The 20,320-nt window shown below is 71.1% G+C and carries 15 protein-coding genes; 10 read left to right on the top strand and 5 right to left on the bottom strand.

Annotated features, from left to right (window positions below):
• Positions 1–103: 103 nt before the first annotated feature.
• Together O0S08_RS44885 and O0S08_RS44880 are read right to left on the bottom strand one after the other, a co-directional pair.
• Entirely contained in the window at positions 104–310 is a 207-nt protein-coding gene (locus O0S08_RS44885; protein WP_269035663.1) for a hypothetical protein, read from the bottom strand.
• Between the two features lie 161 nt (positions 311–471).
• Complete coding sequence (locus O0S08_RS44880) at positions 472–1,002, bottom strand: hypothetical protein (RefSeq protein ID WP_269035662.1); 531 nt, start codon at positions 1,000–1,002, stop codon at positions 472–474.
• A gap of 149 nt (positions 1,003–1,151) precedes the next feature.
• Here O0S08_RS44880 and O0S08_RS44875 point away from each other — a divergent pair, with 149 nt between their 5' ends.
• From O0S08_RS44875 to O0S08_RS44850, 6 genes are all read left to right on the top strand, one after another.
• Positions 1,152–2,033: an XdhC family protein gene (locus O0S08_RS44875; RefSeq protein ID WP_269035661.1), complete on the top strand. Its 882-nt coding sequence runs from the start codon at positions 1,152–1,154 to the stop codon at positions 2,031–2,033.
• 14 nt (positions 2,034–2,047) lie between these two features.
• Positions 2,048–3,904: a hypothetical protein gene (locus O0S08_RS44870; RefSeq protein ID WP_269035660.1), complete on the top strand. Its 1,857-nt coding sequence runs from the start codon at positions 2,048–2,050 to the stop codon at positions 3,902–3,904.
• Between the two features lie 475 nt (positions 3,905–4,379).
• Complete coding sequence (locus O0S08_RS44865) at positions 4,380–4,964, top strand: nucleotidyltransferase family protein (RefSeq protein ID WP_269035659.1); 585 nt, start codon at positions 4,380–4,382, stop codon at positions 4,962–4,964.
• A gap of 64 nt (positions 4,965–5,028) precedes the next feature.
• Positions 5,029–5,850, top strand: a complete 822-nt coding sequence (locus tag O0S08_RS44860) for an enoyl-CoA hydratase/isomerase family protein (RefSeq protein WP_269035658.1) — start codon at positions 5,029–5,031, stop codon at positions 5,848–5,850.
• Positions 5,851–6,023: 173 nt separating this feature from the next.
• A complete protein-coding gene (locus O0S08_RS44855) occupies positions 6,024–9,578 on the top strand; it encodes a serine/threonine-protein kinase (RefSeq protein ID WP_276082572.1) in 3,555 nt (1,184 codons plus the stop codon).
• Positions 9,579–9,734: 156 nt separating this feature from the next.
• Entirely contained in the window at positions 9,735–11,696 is a 1,962-nt protein-coding gene (locus tag O0S08_RS44850) for a serine/threonine-protein kinase (protein WP_269035657.1), read from the top strand.
• On the opposite strand, the gene O0S08_RS44845 is transcribed toward O0S08_RS44850, so the two are convergent.
• The gene (locus O0S08_RS44845) at positions 11,650–11,934 is read right to left on the bottom strand and encodes a helix-turn-helix transcriptional regulator (protein WP_269035656.1); all 285 of its coding nucleotides are present in this window, start codon (positions 11,932–11,934) and stop codon (positions 11,650–11,652) included. The two genes, O0S08_RS44850 and O0S08_RS44845, sit on opposite strands and share 47 nt — an antisense overlap.
• 145 nt (positions 11,935–12,079) lie before the next feature.
• Between O0S08_RS44845 and O0S08_RS44840 the strand changes: the two genes are divergently transcribed.
• Positions 12,080–12,676 carry a Maf family protein gene (locus O0S08_RS44840; protein ID WP_269035655.1) on the top strand — a complete coding sequence of 199 codons (597 nt, stop codon included), beginning with the start codon at positions 12,080–12,082 and terminating at the stop codon, positions 12,674–12,676.
• Positions 12,677–13,070: 394 nt separating this feature from the next.
• On the opposite strand, the gene O0S08_RS44835 is transcribed toward O0S08_RS44840, so the two are convergent.
• On the bottom strand, positions 13,071–13,997 hold the full coding sequence (locus O0S08_RS44835; RefSeq protein WP_269035654.1) for a hypothetical protein: 927 nt from the start codon (positions 13,995–13,997) through the stop codon (positions 13,071–13,073).
• 662 nt (positions 13,998–14,659) lie between these two features.
• Between O0S08_RS44835 and O0S08_RS44830 the strand changes: the two genes are divergently transcribed.
• Positions 14,660–15,331: a SecDF P1 head subdomain-containing protein gene (locus tag O0S08_RS44830; protein ID WP_269035653.1), complete on the top strand. Its 672-nt coding sequence runs from the start codon at positions 14,660–14,662 to the stop codon at positions 15,329–15,331.
• A gap of 340 nt (positions 15,332–15,671) precedes the next feature.
• Here O0S08_RS44830 and O0S08_RS44825 read toward each other — a convergent pair whose 3' ends face one another.
• Positions 15,672–16,607: a S66 peptidase family protein gene (locus O0S08_RS44825; RefSeq protein ID WP_269035652.1), complete on the bottom strand. Its 936-nt coding sequence runs from the start codon at positions 16,605–16,607 to the stop codon at positions 15,672–15,674.
• Positions 16,608–16,716: 109 nt separating this feature from the next.
• On the opposite strand from O0S08_RS44825, the gene secA reads away from it, so the two are divergent.
• Together secA and O0S08_RS44815 are read left to right on the top strand one after the other, a co-directional pair.
• Complete coding sequence (secA, locus tag O0S08_RS44820) at positions 16,717–19,836, top strand: preprotein translocase subunit SecA (protein ID WP_269035651.1); 3,120 nt, start codon at positions 16,717–16,719, stop codon at positions 19,834–19,836.
• A 78-nt stretch (positions 19,837–19,914) separates the two neighbouring features.
• Positions 19,915–20,319 carry a hypothetical protein gene (locus O0S08_RS44815; RefSeq protein WP_269035650.1) on the top strand — a complete coding sequence of 135 codons (405 nt, stop codon included), beginning with the start codon at positions 19,915–19,917 and terminating at the stop codon, positions 20,317–20,319.
• The last annotated feature ends 1 nt before the right edge of the window (position 20,320 follow it).

Genomic DNA, 20,320 nt, shown 5'->3' with positions numbered 1-20,320 from the left:
GGGGTCGTGCACTACACTGCAGAATTAAGCATGGGCCAGACCGGCGAATTGCCAGTCTGGCCCATGGAACAGCAAGCGGAGATCTCCCGCAGGAGATCGCGGCTTACGGGGTGGGGGCAGCCGCGTCGCCGCCCTCGGCCGGGGTACCCTCGGCCGGAGTCTCCTCGGCAGCCTTCTCGCCCTCGGCGGGGGTCTCCGCCGGGGTCTCGGTCTTGGCCTCGTCGGGGTTGGCGGTGTCGGTCTTGCCCTTGTTGCATCCAAAGGTCGCCACCGAGAGGGCGGCGAACACGATCGCGATCGTCTTCTTCATGAGTTCTCCTGGCTTCCCCTCGCGGGGCGAGTGCACGGCCCCTTGCGAGGGGCAGTCGTCGTGGACGGTGCTTTAGCCAGGTACCGCAAATCTTCGCCAATTACCAGGATCTTGAACGCGGTCCGCGCAATATGCGCAAAACGGCAGCCAGACGCCTGAATTCATGGCTCGGAGGCCAGTTCTTCGTCGTGCTCGATCTCGTCGAGGACGCGTGATACGGCGGTGAGTGCGTCGCGAAGTTCGACGACGAGGGCGGAGAAGCGCGCGTCGGCAGCGACTTCGCCGCCGAGATCTTCCCGCAGTTCTTCCCAGCGGCGAAAGGCGTCGGCGAGCAGACGCTGGGTCTGACCGCCGTCGAAGCCGTCATCGGCGACGTGCTGATACAACCCCGCGACGCGGTCGGCCCGTCGTCTCGAGACCCCGCGCCAGCGCTCGTAAGCTCGCTGCGGATCGTTCGTACGCAACCATCTTCGGGCCGCGCGCTCGATCTCCGCCAGGTTGCCGCGCAGCGCCTTCACCACCTCGCGGTATGCAGCCAGGTGGGCCCGCACGTAGCTCCGGGCGACCCGCTCGCGGGCCTCGGCGCGCTCCGCCTCGAGCGTCGCGCCGTCCTGGAAGCCGGCCTTGCGCCGGGTCTCGGCCAGCTCGTCCGGGGTCATCGACGCCGGGGCCGCGGCGACCGTCGGACGCACCGGAGGTGGCTCCGCCCGCGGCGCCGACTCCGGCTCACCGCACGCTCCGAACACCAGCGCGACCGCTGCGACCCTGCGCATCTCTCGTCCGGCCCACCTTGTAAAATTGCCCGGCGCCTCGAACAAGCCCCGGGCTACACTTCGCGGCGGTGCTCCCGGTCGCTCGTGCCGTCGTCGACGTCCTGTCCGGGAGGACGGGCGGGTCCGCGGCTCTGGCGACGGTGATCGGCCGCTCGGGTTCGGCGCCCCAGGTCGTGGGGGCCCGCCTGCTGCTGCGTGAGGACGGGGTCCAGGTCGGCACGGTCGGCGGCGGGGCGATCGAGGAGCAGGTGCTCGACGCCTGCCGCGCCTGTCTGCGCGACGGCAGCCCGCGGGTCGTCAAGGCGCACCTCGTCCGCGACCTCGGCATGTGTTGCGGCGGCGCCATGGAGGTGTTCGTGGAGTATCTCGCCCCTGAAGCGCGGCTCGTCCTCGTCGGCGCCGGGCACGTCGCCCAGGCCGTGGCCCCGGTGGCGGCCGGGGTCGGCTTTCGCGTCGTCGTCGTCGACGACCGCGAGGACCTGCTGGAGCACCCTGCGTTCGCCGGCGCCGAGCGGCACGCCCGCGACGTCGACGAGCTCGACCTCGCGGTGCCCGACCTCGGCGAGCGCGACTACGTCGTCATCCTCACCCGCGACCACGCCCGCGACGAGCGGGCCCTCGCGCATCTGGTCCGCCGCCCCCACCGCTACCTCGGCATGATCGGCAGCGTCCGCAAGGTCCACGCGATCGTCGCTCGCGTCCTGCGCCGCGAGCAGGAGCTCGGCCGCTCCGCACCCGACCTCTCGCGCGTGCGGGCCCCGGTGGGAATTGCGCTGGGCGGGCGGACCCCGGCGGAGATTGCCATCAGCATCGTCGCCGAGCTGCTCGCGGACCGCCACGGCGGCTCTGGCGCGGCCATGAACGTTGTTCCGCAGGCGATCGCCCGGCTCGGTGGACCGGCCTCGACCGTCGCCTCCGACCGCGAAGGCGACGCGCGCGACGACCGCTGATACACTCCGCCGCGATGTTCACCGCCCGCGTCGCGCTCGTGACGACCGCCATGGTCGTCGCTCCTGCCACTCTCGGCTGCGCCAAGAAGACTCCGCCGCCCAACGTCGTTGTGGTCGAAGAACCGCAGTCGGACACCGCCGGCGGCGCTGGCGCTCCCGGGGAGGGGCCCGGGGGGCGGCCGGCGCGCAAGCCTCCGGCGGGCAAGCCGCTGAAGCTGCGGGCCAGTCTGCACGGCGCCGGCGATCTGATGACTCTGGTCAAGCAGACCACCACCGCCTGGACCCCCAAGACGCCGATCGATCCGGCCGCGCAGATCCAGGCGATGCTGCTGCAGATGGGCTTCGGACCTGGCCTTTGGGCCAGCCTCGATCTGGCCGGCCCGTTCGCCGTCGACGCCACCTTCCACGCCCAGGATCCGAGCAACGACCTCAAGCTGGCCGGCACGCTCGCGGCCGTCAGCGCCAAGGGCATCATGGACGGCATGCCCTCGGCCCAGCGGCCGCAGCCGCTCGGCAACGGCCTGTGGGAGCTGGTCCAGGGCGAGCTGCGGGTGCTCCTGCGCGAGCAGCCGAAGGCCCTCGAGTTCGCGCTCAGCAACGCCGACCTCGAGCGCGCCGCCGGGCTCGCCGCGGAGGCGGGGCAGGGCCGGCGGCTGCGCCTGCGCGGCACCGACTTGCCGCCCGGCATGCTCGAGACCAGCGCCCTGAGCGGGCTGCCGGCCGGGCTGCGTCGACAGGTCCTCGCGGTCCTGCGGGAGGCCACCGCCGGCGCGCTCGAGCTCGACGCCGGCACCGACCGCGACCTCGTGCTGCAGCTGTCGGCCGAGGCCCCGTTCTCGCGCCTCGGCCTGTCGCCGCTGGGCCCGGCGCGGACCGCCCCGACCCCGCTCGAAGCTGTCCTTCCGGCCAGCCCCGCGCTGGTCGTGGCGATGCCGTGGGGCACCCCCGAGGCGCTGCACGGCGCCCTCGACAAGGGCGTCTCGCTGAGCCAGATCCCCGCCCCGTTCGACGTCGTCGCCAAGGACGCGGTCGCGGCCGCCCACGCCGTCCTCGACCAGCTCCAGAGCGACGTCGTGTTCGCCCTCTACCTCTCGCCGAAGGGCGAGGCCACCGCGGTGCTGGCCGCCAACGTCAAGGACGAGGCCGGCGCGCGGGCGGCCGTCCGCGGCGTCGAGCAGGCGCTGGCCAAGGGCTTCGCCGCGTTCGACAGCCTGACCGGCGAGGACAAGGCGGCCAAGATCAACTTCACCCTCAAGACCGACGGCGCCAAGGCCGGCCCGCTCAAGGCCGACCTCCTGACGATCCCTGTCCCGAAGAACATGGCCAAGGAGGCAGCCGACCTCGAGCCGTTCCTGGTCGCCAAGAAGAAGCTCGAGGCGGTCACCTTCGTGTCCGGCAACCTCGCGGTGTTCACCGTCGGCGCCGGCGCGAGCAAGCTCGCCGGCGACGTCGCCGCGGAGCTCAAGGGCCGCAAGACGAGCCTCGGCGGCGACGCCGGCCTGCGCCTGGCCCGGGCCGCCAGCCAGGGCTGCCACTTCTGCGTCAGCCTCGACCCGACCGCGCTGCTGCGGCTGTCGGTCCTGAGCGACGCCGACGCGCGGGCCGACAAGGCCCGGCTCAAGAAGATCGAGGCCGGCGCGGCCGCTTTCACCCGCATCGGCGGGACCGTGGGCGTCGGGGTCAAGCTCGACCCCAACCTCGGCAGCCTGGCCGTCGGCGTGCCCAAGGCGGTCCTGGTGCCGTCGCCGGCCGACGCCGCCCAGCTCGGCGAGCTGTTCGGCAGCAAGGCCGAGGCCGCCCGCCCGAACGACAAGCCGCTGTCGAACAAGCCGTCGGCGCGCGAGACCTCGCCCGCGCTGCCGCCTGCCTGAACGGACAGGTTCTTACGGACAGACCGAACCCAGCCGCCCACCTGCTCGAAAGCGCCTGTCGGATCGGACAGGCTCTTTCCGACGTGTCGGAAGATACAGCCGCATGGCTCGCCTCGACGAGTCGCGGCGCGAGGTCGTCCTTGGAGCGGCGTCCCGCTCGCGACCTCACCTCTTCCACGCCGTGCGAAGGCCACGCCTCACGACACGCTCGCGCTTCGTCGACGTCGCAGAGTCGTGCAAGACGCGCCTCCGCTCACTACCTCGCCTCTTTGACGCCGGCGCGCGAAGACCACGCCTCAGGACGCGGGCGCAATCCGTCGACGTCGCAGAGTGACGTCGCCTCTTTGACGCCGACGCGCGGAGGCGAGGCTCCGCGACTCGCCTCGTCCGCATCGCCGCCTCGTGCCTCGCTGCGCGACTTCGACGCGTCCGCGTCGCCGCAGTCCGCCCGCCTCGCCCGCGCCGGAGGCCCCGCGTGACCGCCCTCGGCGCCGTCGTCCTCGCCGCCGGCGCCGGCGAGCGCATGGGTCGGCCCAAGGCGCTGATCGAGTGGCGCGGCCTGACCTTCGTGCGCCACGTCGTCGCCCAGGCCGAGGCCGCGGCGGTCAGCCCGATCGTCGTCGTCGAGGGCGCGGTCGTCATCCCCGCCGAGGACCTCGGGCCGGCGATCAAGGTGACCAATCCGACATGGCCGAAGGGACAGATGGACAGCCTGCGCCGCGGCCTGCTCGAGCTCGACATGCTGGCCCCCGGCTGCGCCGCGCTGGTGCTGACGGTCGACCGCCCGCACGTCCGGCCCGAGACAGTGGCGGCGCTGGCTGCGGCCTTCCGCGCGGCGCCCACGCACGTCTGGCAGCCCGCGTACGCCGGTCGGCGCGGCCACCCGCTCGTCTGGCCGGCGATGTTGCTGCCGGAGCTGCTGGCGCTCGGGCCCGACGAGAGCCCGCGCGACCTGCTGGGACGTCCCTCGGTCAGCGGTCTGCGGCGCGTGCTCGAGGTCGACGATCCCGCCGTGCTCGACAACCTCGACCGGCCCGCCGATCTCGCGCGGCTACCGTGAGCCGAGGTGGGTCCCATTACCCGCTGGCACTCGCCCGGCGGCCCTCGTATGGTCCCGCGCACACATGTTCGAGCGCATCGACGCCCTGCATCCGAACTACGACCCCGAGCTCCGGCTCCTGACGCTGACCCTCGACCACGGCAAGGCCAACGAGGTCGGCAGCGTCACGCTCGACGCCTTCGAGGCGCTGTGCGAGCTGCTCGAGCACGGCGAGGTCGCCTGCCTGTGCACCACCAGTCGGCGCACCAGCAAGTCGGGCACGCCGATCTTCGTCTCCGGCGCCGACGTCACCGAACGCGTCGGCTGGGCCGACGAGCGCGTCAAGGCCCACGTCCGCCGCCAGCGCTCGATCCTCCAGCGCCTGCGGCACGTCCCGCTCTTCACCGTCGCCCTGAGCCACGGCGTCACGCTCGGCTGGGGCCTCGAATTCTTGCTCACCGCCGACTATTGCCTGTCGACGCCGACGGGCCGCTTCGGCCTGCCGGAGACGGGCCTCGGCATCATCCCCGGCGCGCGCGGTACGGCGGAGCTGGCGCTGGCGGTGGGCCCGGCGCACGCGCTCCGGCTCGGCTGCACGGGTGAGGAGATCAGCGCCGACGAGGCGCTGCGGATCGGTCTGTGCCACGAAGTCGTCCCGGACATCGACGCAGGTCTCGCCCGCGTGCGCACCTTCGCCGAACTCCTGCGACGACGCTCCCCGACCGCTGTCGCGGTGTACAAGCGTGGCCTGTTGGCGGCCACAGGTCAGGCCGAAGCGGAGCGCCTGTGCATCGAGGCCGCCGCGTACGAACGCTGTATCGACACCGGTCAGGCCGCGATCGGGCGGGCCTCGTTCAGCGCAATTCGCGCGGGCGAAGTGCCACCGTGGGGTCCCCGCCGGGCTTGAGCGACGTTGCCCCAAAAACCCGCCGGCCTGCGAATATTTCAATTTGATACGTCACTGGGACGTTGCTGTGGAATACTCGTCCCTCGCGTTCGGCCGGTTCCGGGCCGACGGCAGGACCCTTCGTCCGCGCACCGCGAGCGCCGTCTCGCTCGCCGCCCCGTCCACCTCGCGCCATGAACCAGCCCGACGCGCAGCCATCGAAGCCCACGGACGGGGCGGAGCCGCCGATGCCCGACAAGATCGCGGGGCGCTATCAGGTCCGTGGATTGCTGGGGCGCGGCGGTTTCGGCGCCGTCTACGAGGCCTACGACGAGCTGGAGGAGCGCCCGGTGGCGCTCAAGCTGATCCGCCGCGACGCCAACCTCGACGCGCCCGGCTCGCGCTCCAGCGAGGCCGCGCCGGCCAGCACCGTCCAGCCGACCGCGGCCGCCGCGAGCTCGAGCGCGCGCCTGGCCGAGGGGGCCCGGCGCGCCCCGATCACCCGCAGCTTCGGCGCCACCCAGGGCGCGGTCAGCGACGACATCGCCGAGTTCAAGGCCGAGTTCCGCCTGCTGACCCAGCTCCATCACCCCAACCTCGCGGCGGTGTACGACTTCGGCCGCTGCGAGGACGGCGGCGTGTACTTCACGCAGGAGCTGCTGGCCGGCGTGTCGCTGCAGGAGTGCCTGCGCACCGCCCCGCGCGAGACGATCGTCGAGCTGTTCGTCCAGCTGGCGCGCGCGCTCGACTACATCCACGCTGTCGGCTTCGTCCACGGCGACATCAAGCCGAGCAACGTCATCGTCTGCCAGCCCGACGTCGACGGCGGCCAGCCGCAGGCCAAGCTGATCGACTTCGGCCTCGCGCGCCTGTTCCGTCACCACCGCAAGCTCAAGGACGTCGCGCTCGACCAGCTCGACGACAACGAGGAGCTGATCAAGGTCCGCGGCACGCCCGGCTTCAGCGCGCCCGAGAAGGTCCGCGGCGAGGTCATCGACAGCCGCGCCGACATCTACTCGCTGGCCGCGACGATCTACACCGCGGTCCGCGGCGTGCGCCCGTTCCCCTCGCGCACCTTCAAGGAGGCGCTGCGCAACGCCATCGACTGGCGCCCCGAGCTGGCCGGCGCGCTGCTGCAGCAGTGCGGCCCGGTGGTCGCCGAGCTGGTCGGCCGCATGCTCTCGCCCGACCCGGAGCTGCGGCCGCAGAGCGCCCGCAGCATCGTGCTCGAGCTGCTGCGGCGCGAGTCGAGCCACATCCGCGACCGCCAGAAGTCGGCCCAGGACCGCCGCGAGTTCGCCCGCGTCCTCGTCGAGCTGCTGCCGTTCGTCGACCGCGCCGACTACCTCGACATCCTGCTCCTGCGCGCCCACGACGTGCTGCGCCCCGACACCGCGCGCAACCGCGGCAGCCGGGTGATCCGCACGGTGATCGTCGAGGCCCCGGAGGGCATGGGCAAGACCCGCCTGCTCAACGAGCTGCGGCGGGAGATCCAGCTCGGCGACGGCCTGTTCGTCGAGGGCTCGTGCTGGACCGGCGACGGCGAGGGCCTCGGCCCGTTCGCCCCGGTCGTGCTGCAGCTGGCCACCGCGCTCGGCGAGCGCAGCGAGGCCGTCCGCAAGTACCCCGACCTGATCCGCGCCGCCCGCGACCGCAGCCACGAGTCGGCGGCCGCGGCCCAGCTGACCGAGTTCCTGGTCCGCTGCGCCTCCGAGCACCCCTACGTGCTCTACCTCAGCGACCTGGCCCGAGGGACAGAGACGACCCGCGCCCTGGTCGAGCAGCTCACCCGCGCGATCGACCACAACGAGGCCCGCGCGCTGCTCTGCATCACCACCGAGCCGCACCCCAAGTTCCGCCCGCAGCTGGTCGCGCTGAGCCGCGAGCAGCTGGTCGAGCTGTGGAACCTGCGCCCGTTCACGCAGAAGGAGATGCTGGATGTCCTCAAGGGCATCCTCGGCGACGCGCCGGCGCTGCGCGAGCTCGTCACCATGCTCGACAAGCTCACCGGCGGCCACCCGCTGAGCTTCCGCGAGACCCTGCGCGTCCTGATCGAGGAGTCGATCCTCGTCCGCGACAACGACACCTGGGTCCTGCGCTCCGCCTCGGCCGCGGCCGAGCAGCTGCACAAGACCCTGGCCCAGCGCAGCGAGGCCCGCCTCGACGCGCTCGGCGTGTCGGCCTGGGAGGTCGCCAGCATCCTCTACCTGATCGAGGCCCCGATCGACGAGGAGCGCCTGGCGCATCTCACCGACTTGCGACGCGAACGCTTCCGCCGCACGCTCGAGCGGCTCGAGGGCGAGGGCCTCATCCTCCGCAGCGCCATCACCGGCGCCTCGCAGGTCGTGCTGGCCCACGCGAGCGTGCGCGAGGCGGTCCGGATCCGCTACGAGGACTCGCTGTCCGAGACGCGCCTCGAGCTGGCCGAGCGGATCGCCGAGCAGGCCACGGTCGACCCGCAGTTCGTGTTCCTGCGCGCCCGCCTGCTCGACGCCGCCGCCGACGGCCTCGAGTACCTCAGCGAGCTCGAGAAGGCCGCCGAGGACCTGTTCGCCGCCGGTCAGCCGGCGCTCGCCGCCCAGGTGCTCGAGCGGGTGATCGTCCGCCTCCGCAAGTTCGGCCGCGTCCAGGGCCTGCCGCGCCTGCTGCGGGCCCAGCTCAACCTGGTCGAGCGGGCCCCGGGCGCGCTCAACGACCCGCGCCGCGAGGCCGCGCAGCACGAGGGCGGCATCCTCGTCGCCGAGTTGCTCGGCGACCACCGGGCCCAGGCGGTCTTCTGGCTCGGCCTCGTCGACCGCTACACCCTCGACGGGGGCTCCGACGCCGAGATGGCGCTCGGCCGCCTGCAGAACGCCGCGGCCGCGGCCAAGCAGGCGCGCGACCGGATCCTCGAGCTGCGGATCGCCAACCGCCGCGCCGAGATCTTGCTCGGCGCCGGCGAGATCGACGGCGCGGTCCGCTGCTCGAAGGAGGCGATGGAGATCCTCGACCTCCCCGACGCGCAGGATCACTACGTCTGCCACGTCGTCGGCACCCGCCTGCGCTGCCTCTCGCTCGCCGGACAGCTGGCCGAAGCGCGCCGCCTGCACGACCAGGCCAAGCCGCTCGCGGCCCGTGTGTCGGTGCTGCAACGCCAGGCCTATATCTCCGGCATCGCCTACCTCGCGGTGCTCGGCAACGAACCCGAAAGAGCGATTCCGGAGACGCGGGCCGCGCTGGAGCAATTGCGCGCTGCAGGGGTCACGCGCATGCTCATCAACCCGCTCCACAACCTCGGGGACCTGCTCCTCCGCGGCGGCGACTTCGAGGGCGCGTCCGAGAGCTTCCGCGAGGCCCTGCGCTTCGCCGGCCTGCACGGCTTTGCCTACCACCTCCACCTCAACCGCGGCTTCCTCGGCTACACGCTCGCCCGCATGGGAGAGGTGGAAGAGGGCGCCGCGATGCTCGCCGAGGCGCGCCGAGGGATCCAGACCATCCAGAACGAGCAGTTCGCCCACCATCAGCTGCGCCTGCTCGACGCCGAAGTCGCGCACATGCTCGGGCAGAGCCCGAGAGCGCGCCGCGAGCTCGAAGAGATGCTGGCCGACTTCCACTCGACCAATGAGCTCAGCCTCGCGCAGTGGGCTCAGGAGGCCCTCAGCCGCATCGAGCGCGACCGCGGCACGAGCTTCATCGAGACCCCCGACGAGGCCGACGCGCAGACCGTCTCCCCCGACCAGGACACCGTGCGGACCAAGCCCCTGCGCTGACGCCGGCACAGTGTTCTGCCCCACGAGCGCCCGGCCTGATTTCCGCTTCCCGGCCCTCCGGGCCTGCATTAATGTCCGTGTTGCCTCGAGCCCTCGAGGCTACCTCATGACCCCCACCCTTAGACTACGCGGCGACGAGCGAGACCAGGCGCAGACATGACTGCCGCGGCTGGCACCTCTCGCGACCTCGCGTCGCTGGTCGGCACCGTCCTGGACGGCACCTACCGGCTGGACCAGCTCATCGGCGAGGGTGGCATGGGCGCGGTGTTCCGCGGCCGCCACGTCATCATGATGCGGGACGTCGCGATCAAGGTCCTGCACCCGGACTTCAACCGCGACCCCGAGCTGGTGCGGCGGTTCGACCGCGAGGCCCAGAGCGCGGCCCGCCTCGACCACCCCAACTGCATCCACGTGTCGGCCTACGGCACCACCGAGGACGGCATGCGCTACCTGGTGATGCAGCTGCTCGAGGGCGTCGAGCTGGCCGACCTGCTGACCGAGCCGACGGCGCCGAAGCGGGTGGTGGAGTGGTCGATCCAGATCTTGCGAGGCCTCGAGCACGCCCACGGCCAGGGCGTGATCCACCGCGACCTCAAGCCGCAGAACGTGTTCCTCACCCGCGACCAGCACGGCAATCAATTGCTCAAGCTGGTCGACTTCGGCATCGCCAAGCTGGTCGGCAGCGACGCCGGTGACCCGCTCACGCGCGCCGGCATGGTCTTCGGGACACCTCAGTACATGAGCCCGGAGCAGGCGCTCGGCATGGAGATCGACCCGCGGGCCGACCTCTACGCCGTCGGCATCCTGATGTTCCAGATGCTGACCGGGCGGCTGCCGTTCAACCACGAGGACGCGATCGCGCTGATCCGCATGCAGGTCAGCACCGAGACGCCGCAGCTGCCCGACAACGTGCCGCAGGAGCTGGCCGCGATCGTCTACCGCCTGCTGTCCAAGCAGCGCGAGCAGCGGTTCCCCGACGCCCGCACCGTCCGCGCGGCGCTCGAGCGCTACCGCAGCAACATGTCGCACAAGAGCCGCGGCGACACCTCGGACCCGCTGCTCGACATCGGCGGCGCAGCCACCACGGACACCGCCAGCCGCCCGCTGCCCGAGGCCCTGCGCCCGCGCCAGATCGACTTCGTCGAGTCGGTGCTGCAGACCGACCGCTGGTCGCGCCGCACGTGGTTCAAGGCGCTGATCGCCGGCTGCGTCGTGCTCGCCCTCGCCTCGGCCGGGCTCATCTACTGGCTGCTCTTCACCGGCCCGCCCGCGCCCGCGGGTGGCGCTCCGCCGGCGGCCGAGAGCCCCGCCGAGGCCGCGCCGAGCAAGGCCGGCGAGACCGCCGGGGCCACCGGCGGGCCTGGCCCTTCAGCCATGTCCCAAACATCAGGTCCCAGCGAGCTCGAGCTCGCGGCCATCGACGACCTGATCAAGCAGGGCAAGCTCGACGAGGCGCAGACCCAGATCGACGCCCTGCTCGAGCGCCACCCGGGCCACTCGCAGCTGGTGTGGCGGGACGCCCGGCAGCTGGCCAAGCGGGCGACGATGCACGAGTCGGCGGTGCGGCGCTACGGCGAGGTGCTGAAGAAGTCGCCCGACCTCGAGCGCGACCTCGGCTTCATCGACGAGGTCGACGCCCTGCTGCGCAAGCGGCCGTACACTGACGCCGCGATCGCGCTGGCGATCGACCTCGGCGCCGCGGGCGTGCCGATCCTCGTCCACTACATCAACGACGCCAAGCCGTGGGCCACCTGGGCGCAGCGGCGACAGATCCGCGACGCCCTCCCGGCCGACGCCGCGGCCCAGGTCGACCTCGTGCTCAACCGCCGCCGCGACCTCGAGCAGTACGCCGAGGCGCCCGACCCGTGTGCCGCCGCGTTGCCGGCCCTGCAGGCGATCCAGGCCGAGCCGCTCGCCGACTACATCCCGGCGCTCAAGGCGGCCCAGCCGCCGGCCGTGCCCGCAGGTGCGCCCGCCAACCCGGCCTGCGACCAGGCGGCGGCGCTGCTGGCCACCGTCCGCACCGCCTACGCCGGTCGCTTCCCCGAGGCCTTCGCCCCGGTCAAGCCGGTCAAGAAGAAGCCTGCGAAGAAGACGGTGAAGAAGAAGCGGAAGTGACCTCCGGGACGATGAGCCCGATCAGGTCACTGACCTGACGGTGCGCTTCGATCCGGTGGCGCAGCGGCAGGTTCTTGTGTACGACGTACAAGTTGCGACGTCCGCTTCGCTGGCGGGTGATGTAACCCGACTCTTCCAGCTCGGTGACGATCCGCTGCACCGCTCGTTCGGTGATGCCGACCGCCTCCGCCACGTCGCGCAGACGGATCTCCGGATCCGACGCGACGCAGAAGAGCACGTGCGCGTGATTGGTCAGAAACGTCCATTCCGAGGGCCTGTCGGGCACAATGGATCTCCGGGTTCGATCATGAAGAAATCATCACCTTTGGTCAACTGGATCGCGCCGACTCCGCCTCTCAAGCCATGAGAGATTCCCGAAATCGATGCGAGACCTGGTCCTAGCTTCGACCTCGCGCTATCGGCGCGAGTTACTCACCCGCCTCGAGGTGCCGTTCCTGGCGGCGGCGCCGGCGTTCGACGAGCGGGCCGAAGACGCGCGCTTCGGCGAACTTGGCGCCCAGGAGTTCGCCCTCCGGCTCGCCCTGGGGAAGGCAGAGAGTCTGCGCGCAGCGCATCCGGGGACGTGGATCCTCGGGGCCGACCAGGTCGCGGTCGGGCCCGGCCCGGACCTGCTCCATAAGCCAGGTACCGAAGACCAGGCGCTCGCCCAGCTCATGCGCCTGTCCGGCGCCACGTTTCAGCTGGTCACCGGCGTGGTCCTGCTCGACACCGTCGGCGGCGACACCGGCACCGCCGTCGACGTCCAGACCCTGACCATGCGCGCGTACGGCGAGGACGAGGCCGCCGCCTACGTCCGCCGCCACCAGCCGCTCGACTGCGCCGGCAGCTTCCGCATCGAGGACGCCGGCATCAAGCTGTTCGAACGCATCGACGGCGCCGACTTCACCGGCATCATCGGCCTGCCGCTGATCGCAGTGGCTCGCCTGCTGCGCGGCGCCGGTCTCCTCCCCGGGCCGTGACCGACAGGGCCGATTGCGGCCCCGTTCGTGCGGCCCGGCGGTGCGTTCGTGGAGCGCCGGGCACGGGGACAGGAGCGATTGCTCGCTGTGCTCACCGCGCGCAGTCGAGGTCGCCTCGCCGCGGATGATCGAAGCTCGCGGAACCGAGGCGTCGAAGTAGAGGAAGCGCTGCCGCGCGGCGGATCGAAGTCGACGCTCGCGGGCCTCCGGCTCCGAGTTAGAGGAAGCGTCGGCGCGGCGGGTCGAAGTCGACGCTCGCGGACCTCCGGCCCCGAAGTAGAGGAAGCGTCGGCGCATGGCGAGTCGAAGTCGTCGCGCGGTACCGCGGGCGGCTTTCGAAGTCCGTGCTTCGCCTCATCGATGCGGCGAAGCCGAGAGTGAGCTCAGCAAGAGCTCACTCGCACGCGCCGTCCGTGAGCGTCCCGTCGCGGTAGCACTGACGGGCGACCTCCGTGCTCGTCTCGCCCTCTTTTGCGCGAATCGTCAGCTCGCACTGCTTCGCCTCGCCCCTGGGCGTGCCGTTCGGGGACAGGGCTCCGGTGTGCCAGATCGACTCGCCGGGCTCCACATCGTCGAAGTGACCCGAGCCGAGGATCTCCTGGCCCGCGGCGCCGTCGCAGGTCGCCGCGATCGTGACCGACGAGCTCCTGTCGGGCAGCGGCCGGTGGAGCGTCAGCAGGGCGCCGAAGATCGGGCTGCTCGCTCCGGGCGCAGTGTCCCGTGTCGGTCGCGCGCTCACGATCTTCGCCGTCAGCGTCTTGTCGGCCCTCGGCGCGCGCGGCACGACGTCGCCAGGGCAGGCGCCCTCGGCGAGCTCTCGTCGGCCGTCGACCTTGCGGTAGCACAGCTTCCCGAGCGGCTGTTGCTTCCTCGCTTGCGGCGGCCCCGGCGGTCCGTTTTGCTCGAGCCGCAGGTCGAACTCGCAGGCGGAGGGCTCGTCGCTCCCCGTCGAGCGCAGATAGTCGTCGAGCTCGAACAGCCCGATGTCCGGCCGGAGCTTGCCGTCGACGGGCGTGTTGCCGTACGCGACGAAGCCCTCGGTGAGGACCACGTCGCCGACCACGCAGCTGTACTTGAAGCCCGGCCGGTACGCTGTCAAAGCCTCGCCCGCGGCCTCGAACTCGAGGCTCAGGCTCTTGTGCGTCGTCCCGTCGTCGCGGCGGATCTCGACGATCTTGAGCTCGACGTCGGAGACCGCGACGCCGGCGCTCGCGGGCACGTGCATCACGGCGAGCGTGGTGCGATCGGTACCGACGACGTTGCCGCCGCACGCGAGGCCGAGGAGAACAGGGAGCGCGAGGAGTGAGCGCGACGGTCGCATCGACGATCCTTTTTCAAAAAATGCTGGAGGTCCGTTCACGGTGGCGCGCGGAGCTCGCGACCGGGCCGCTTGCTCCGCTTCGATCGGGGGACCCTGGCGCCCGGCGGATGTCGCAAACAATTTTCGCGTGGCGATGCCGCGACACCTGGGCTCGCTCGTGGTCGCAGCTTTGGAGCGGTTCGGGGCGCGCGAAAGGTCGAGGTCGTCGAGCAGCCGCGGGACGCCGGGGGCGTTCGGGTTCACGTGAGAAGGTTTTGAAGTCGTCGAGTCGCGGCAGGGCGCCGGAGGCCGCGAGCCCCGTGGCGACTTCCGAGGATGTGGTCGAGAGTCCCTGTCGGCGAGCGTCGCCGCGAGCAGGAGGCCGGAGGCCGAGAACCCCGCGCCTGGCGACCTTCGAGGAGACGGCCGAGAGCTCCTGTCGGCGAGCGCAGCCGCGAGCAGGACGCGGCGCCATGCGGGCAATCCAGCGGAGACGCGCGTCAGGCGCGGTCTCGTGGACGTGGATGGGCGCTGATTCGCCCGCAGGCCGGCAGTCACCCGGCAGTTCGTGCCGGTCTGGCGTTTCGCGCGCCGCCGCGGCGCTCGCTCGCTTCAGCCGTCCAGAGAGCACGCCTGCAGGCCTGCGCCGCCTCGGCCCGGCCGGGACCCGCTATCTTGCGGGCATGCTCCGATCGCTGCTCGTCCTCGCGCTCGCGCTCGCGCCTGCTGCCGTCACGAGCGGCTGCAGCGGTCCAGCGAAGGCCGAGGTCGAGCTGAAGCGGCCGCTCGTGCTGACGCCGGTCGACGACTCGAAGGGTGCGCTGGCGCGGGTCGCCGAGGCCATTCGTGCCGATCCGCAGTCGGGCCTCGAGGTCGAGTCGGGCGAGGTCGCGGGGGCCGCCGGCGGGCCCGCGGTGCAAGAGAACTTCGCGACAGGTCCCGAGAAACATGTCCTCGAGGACTACATCCGCACGCACCCCGAGCTGGCCCCGCCGGCCGGCCAGGCGTTCGGCTACGAGCGCCTGCACGACGGCGAGGGCCGGACCTACTGGCGCATGCACTGCGTGCGCGCCGACGGCCTTTCGCTGCGCAAGCTGGCGGCCGCCGACCTGATCGACGGCCCCGACGACCGGCCGCGGATCCGCGTGCGACTGTCGCCCGAGGACAGCCAGCGCTTCGCCGCGCTCACGACCGAGGAGCGCGGCAAGCGGCTCGCGGTGATTCAGGACGACGAGGTGTTGATGGCGCCGACGCTGCTCGAGCCGCTGACGACCGGCGAGCTCGAGATCCCCCTCGCCGCCGCGGCCACGCGCGCCGAGGCCCAGGCCGCGCTCGACCACCTGCTCGGGCGCTGACGTGGGCGCGGCACTCGTCACGCCGACCACCAGCCCCCGCGCCGCGTCACGATGGCATGTCTTTTAGGGCATGTCCATGGAGTCAGGAACAGCCGACGCTCTCGATTTTCACTCGCGAGGTTCAGCCCGATCTCGAGGAAGTCGCGCCAGAGCGCTCGCAGCGGATTCTCGTCGCGTCCGCAGCGGCGTCTCGATGTCTCTTAAAAAACATGTCCGTGAGGTCAGCGATGACGGTGCTCTCGATGACTGTGGAGTCGTCCTGGCCGGCGAAGCGCACCGCGGGCTCACGGGGCCCGTGCGCCGTTCTATTGAAAATTTCGCGGCGCACGCCCTGCCGGCCTCAGCCGGGGCGGACGGCGACCGGCTCGAGCAGCGACAGCGTCGCGGCTCGCGGGTCGAGCTCGACGCGTGAGCCGCAGGGCAGGGCGGCGTTCTCGTGCGGGAGATGTCCGAAGGGCAAGCCGAACACCAGCGGCACGCCGAGCCCTCGCAGGCACTCGCGCACGACCGCTCGCGGGCCCGGGCTGTCGGGGTTGCCGGCGGGGGGCTCCTCGCAGGCGTACAGCTGACCGATCGCGAACCCGCGCACGCCTGCGAAGGCGCCGCTGGTGATCAGCTGCGTGAGCGCGCGGTCGATGCGGTAGGGCCGCTCGCCGATCTCCTCGAGCGCGACGATCGTCCCGGCCAGGTCGGGCAACCAGGGCGTGCCGACCAGCGAGCGCAGCACCTCGAGGTTGGCCGGCACGAGCGGACCGGCCACGGGGGCCTCGCCGACGGCCTCGTCACCGGTCAGCGCGGCGGGGAGCTCGCCGCGCATCAGCGCCGCCAGGCGCAGGCCGTCGGCCGGCGGCAGCGCGGACAGCTGCGTCACCACCGGTCCGTGCAGGCTGCACACCCCGGCGCCGAGGGCCCAGCACAGCAGCGCCGTCGCGTCGGAGAAGCCGACCAGCAGCTTCGGAGCGGCCTGGAACCGCTCCGCGCGCAGGTGGGGGAGCAGGCGGGTCAGGCCGTAGCCGCCGCGCGCGCACACGATCGCCGTCACCTCGGGGTCGTCGAGCGCCGCCTGCAGCGCGGTCAGGCGCACGGCGTCCTCGCCGGCGAAATAGCCGGTCTTGGTGCCCAGATTGGCCGCGAGCGAGATCTCACCGATCTGCAGGTCGCGCAGGGCGGCGAGGCCCTCGACGAGCCTCGCCTCCGGGACGGGGCCGGAGGGGGCCACGACGACGACGCGGCCGCTGGGGCCAGACGAGGGCGGACGCACGAGAGCGGCCTTCACGGCGGCGACAGTACCAGCGGGCGTGTCAGTTATCGCCTTTCTTCTGCGATCATGGCGCGTGGACACGGGCGCGCCTCGCCCGTACCCTTTGCCCCGCGCACGGCCCGCCATGTTCAACGGACTCATCAAGAAGATCTTCGGCACCAAGCACGAGCGGCAGATGAAGAAGCTGCAGCCGCTCGTGAGCGCGATCGCCGGCCTGGAGCCCAAGATGCAGGCCCGCAGCGACGCCGAGCTGAAGGCGCTCACGGCCGATTTCAAGCAGCAGATCGCCAACGGCAAGCCGCTCGACGACCTCATCCCCGAGGCGTTCGCGGCGGTGCGCGAGGCCTCGGTGCGCACGCTCGGCATGCGCCACTACGACGTGCAGATGATCGGCGGCATCGGCCTCCACCAGGGCCGGATCACCGAGATGCGGACGGGCGAGGGCAAGACGCTGACCGCGACCTCGGCGCTGTACCTCAACGCGCTGGTCGGCCGCGGCGCCCACCTCATCACCGTCAACGACTACCTCGCCAGCCGCGACGCCGAGTGGATGGGCCAGATCTACGGCTTCCTCGGCATGTCGACCGGCGTGATCGTCAACGGGATGTATCACACCGAGCGGCAGAAGAACTACCGCGCGGACATCACCTACGGCACGAACAACGAGTTCGGCTTCGATTATCTCCGCGACAACATGAAGGAGACGATCGAGAAGTACGTGCAGCGCGACCTGTACTACGCGATCGTCGACGAGGTCGACTCGATCCTGATCGACGAGGCCCGCACGCCGCTCATCATCTCCGGCGAGAGCGACAAGCCGCCGGAGACGTACATCACCGTCAACAAGGTCGTCCCGTCGCTGCGCCGCGACCTCGACTACACCGTCGACGAGAAGGCCCACAGCGTGCAGCTGACCGACGCCGGCGTCGACCGCATCGAGCGGCTGCTCGGCTGCAGGAACCTCTACTCGCCCGAGAACAACGAGCTGCTGCACCACGTGTTCCAGGCGCTGCGGGCCCACGTCCTCTACAAGAAGGACGTCAACTACATCGTCGAGAAGGGCCAGGTCGTCATCATCGACGAGTTCCGCGGCCGCAAGATGGAGGGCCGGCGGTGGAGCGACGGCCTGCACCAGGCGGTCGAGGCCAAGGAGGGCGTGGAGATCCAGCCCGAGAGCCAGACTCTGGCGACGATCACGTACCAGAACTACTTCCGCATGTACGACAAGTTGGCGGGCATGACCGGCACCGCCGACACCGAGGCCGAAGAGTTCCACAAGATCTACAACCTCGACGTCATCGTCATCCCGCCCAACCGCACCATCCAGCGCAAGGACGAGGACGACCTCGTCTTCAAGAACGAGCGCGGCAAGTTCCGCGCGGTCGTCAACGAGATCATCGAGGCCAACAAGCGCGGCCAGCCGATCCTCCTCGGCACCGCCAGCGTCGAGAAGTCGCAGGTCCTCCACGCGATGCTCGAGCGCGCCGGCATCCCGCACGAGGTCCTCAACGCCAAGAACCACGAGCGCGAGGCGTACATCATCGCCCAGGCCGGCCGGAAGTTCGCGGTCACCGTCGCCACCAACATGGCCGGCCGCGGCACCGACATCCTCCTCGGCGGCAACCCGGAGATGATGGCCCGCGCCCGCTTCGACCCGGACAAGGAGCCGGAGAAGTACGAGTCGCTCTACAAGCAGATCAAGGCCCAGTGCGACGAGGAGAAGAAGGAGGTCCTCGCGGCCGGCGGCCTCTACGTCATCGGCACCGAGCGCCACGAGAGCCGCCGCATCGACAACCAGCTGCGCGGCCGCTCGGGCCGCCAGGGCGACCCGGGCCGCTCGCGGTTCTTCCTCAGCCTCGAGGACGACCTCATGCGGATCTTCGGCGCCGACCGGATCACCGGCCTGATGGAGCGCCTCGGCATGGAGGAGGACGTGCCGATCGAGGCGCCGCTGGTCAACCGGGCGATCGCCAACGCCCAGTCGCGCGTCGAGGCGATGCACTTCGACACCCGCAAGAACCTGTTCGAGTACGACAACGTCATGAACGACCAGCGCAAGGCGATCTACGCCCTGCGCAAGCAGATCCTCGAGGGCCGCTACCAGCCGGAGATCCTCGACGAGCAGGCGCGCAAGGAGCAGGCCAAGAGCCTGCCGCCGCCGCCCGAGAAGTCGGGCCCGCACACGATCGCCTCGCTGTCCGAGACGGTCCGCACCCGCATCACCCAGATCCTGAACAACCACACCGCGGCGCTGTTCGAGGCCCAGGGCCAGCCGATCGTGCCGGGCGCGCTGCCGCCCGGCGGCATCGCCCCCGAGAAGCTGATCCACGAGATCTACCGCCACTACGGCGCCATGGTGAACCTCGAGGAAGTGAAGCACGACCGCGACAAGATCCTCGCGCGCATGATCGACGTGGTCGCCCGCTCGCTCATCCAGCAGCGCGAGCGCGTCCACGACCTCGCCTTCAAGCTGGTCGAGCAGACGGTGCTCGAGCTGTGCCCCGAAGACGTCCACCCCGACGAGTGGGACCTGCCCGGCCTCGAGAAGGCCCTGCTCGAGCGCTTCAAGGTCAAGACCGACCTCAGCCAGGTCGAGGACAGCGTCGACAAGCTGGTCGACCGCGTGTGGCGCTCGGTCGAGGCGCTGCTCACCCGCCCCGAGAAAGAGTTCGACCTCTACACGTTCCTGTTCTACGTCCGCCAGTTCTACCTCGGCGAGATCGACGAGCAGTGGATCGCCCACCTCAAGAACATCGAGCACCTGCGCACCGGCATCGGCCTCGTCGGCTACGCCACCCGCAACCCCAAGAACGAGTACAAGATCCGCGGCTTCAACCTCTTCAAGGACATGTGGGAGGGCATCGAGAACACCGTGCTCGGCAAGGTGATGTCGATGAAGCTCACCGCCGACCAGAAGCGGCAGGCCGAGGAGGGCGCCGAGTACGAGACGGCGGTCACCCGCGCCACTCGTCAGGCTCAGGACAAGGTCTCCTCGGCGCAGCGGCAGATGGCCCAGGTCCGGGCCGAGCTGTCCAAGCTCCAGGAGGCGTCCCGCGCAGTGCGTGAGCGAGTCGCTCAGCCCGGCGGCTCGCCCGGTGCGGGGCAGCCGGCGGCGGCCCCGGCCGAAGCGGAGGCGCCGCCGGCGACCGAGAAGAAGCTGCCGAAGGTCGGCAAGAACGACCCGTGCCCCTGCGGATCCGGCAAGCTGTACCGCAAGTGCCACGGCAAAGAAGTCGCGGCCTGAGTGTTCGGGCGCATGTCCGGCCCCGCCGCCGCCTGACTTCGGTTGCCGCACCCGGCGCCGGGGAGTACCTTCCCGGCCATGCGCAACTTGTTCGCAGTGGTCCTCGGGGTCGCGGTCGCGATGTTCGCGATCATGGCCGTCGAGCTGATCGGCCACTCCATTTATCCGCCCCCCGCGAATCTTAGATTGGATGACCCGAAGGCCATCCGCGATTACATCGACAACGCGCCGTTCCTCGCCCTCGCGTTCGTGCCGATCGCCTGGGCCGCGGGCTCGTTCTGCGGCGGTGCAATGGCCGCCATGGTGGCCGGCGGGCGCCGCCCGCAGCGCTTCGGCGTGATCGTCGGCGCCGTGCTCCTGGTCGCCAGCGCGATGAACCTGTGGGTCATCCCGCACCCGGCGTGGCTCGTGCTCGCGAGCCCGTTCGCCTGCCTGATCCCCGGGTGGATCGGCGGCGCGATCGGGGCCCGCCGCGAATATTGAG

It is taken from the genome of Nannocystis punicea (assembly GCF_026965555.1).
GTDB lineage: Bacteria > Myxococcota_A > Polyangia > Nannocystales > Nannocystaceae > Nannocystis > Nannocystis punicea.
This window is presented reverse-complemented; position numbering and strand designations above follow the sequence as displayed.

Bases quoted from the DNA above. Each gene is read 5' to 3' on its own strand.
- O0S08_RS44830 (WP_269035653.1), top strand. From the start codon at position 14,660: ATGCTCCGATCGCTGCTCGTCCTCGCGCTCGCGCTCGCGCCTGCTGCC.
- O0S08_RS44835 (WP_269035654.1), bottom strand. From the start codon at position 13,997: ATGCGACCGTCGCGCTCACTCCTCGCGCTCCCTGTTCTCCTCGGCCTC.
- O0S08_RS44855 (WP_276082572.1), top strand. From the start codon at position 6,024: ATGAACCAGCCCGACGCGCAGCCATCGAAGCCCACGGACGGGGCGGAG.
- O0S08_RS44840 (WP_269035655.1), top strand. From the start codon at position 12,080: ATGCGAGACCTGGTCCTAGCTTCGACCTCGCGCTATCGGCGCGAGTTA.
- secA (WP_269035651.1), top strand. From the start codon at position 16,717: ATGTTCAACGGACTCATCAAGAAGATCTTCGGCACCAAGCACGAGCGG.
- O0S08_RS44815 (WP_269035650.1), top strand. From the start codon at position 19,915: ATGCGCAACTTGTTCGCAGTGGTCCTCGGGGTCGCGGTCGCGATGTTC.
- O0S08_RS44860 (WP_269035658.1), top strand. From the start codon at position 5,029: ATGTTCGAGCGCATCGACGCCCTGCATCCGAACTACGACCCCGAGCTC.
- O0S08_RS44870 (WP_269035660.1), top strand. From the start codon at position 2,048: ATGTTCACCGCCCGCGTCGCGCTCGTGACGACCGCCATGGTCGTCGCT.
- O0S08_RS44885 (WP_269035663.1), bottom strand. From the start codon at position 310: ATGAAGAAGACGATCGCGATCGTGTTCGCCGCCCTCTCGGTGGCGACC.
- O0S08_RS44850 (WP_269035657.1), top strand. From the start codon at position 9,735: ATGACTGCCGCGGCTGGCACCTCTCGCGACCTCGCGTCGCTGGTCGGC.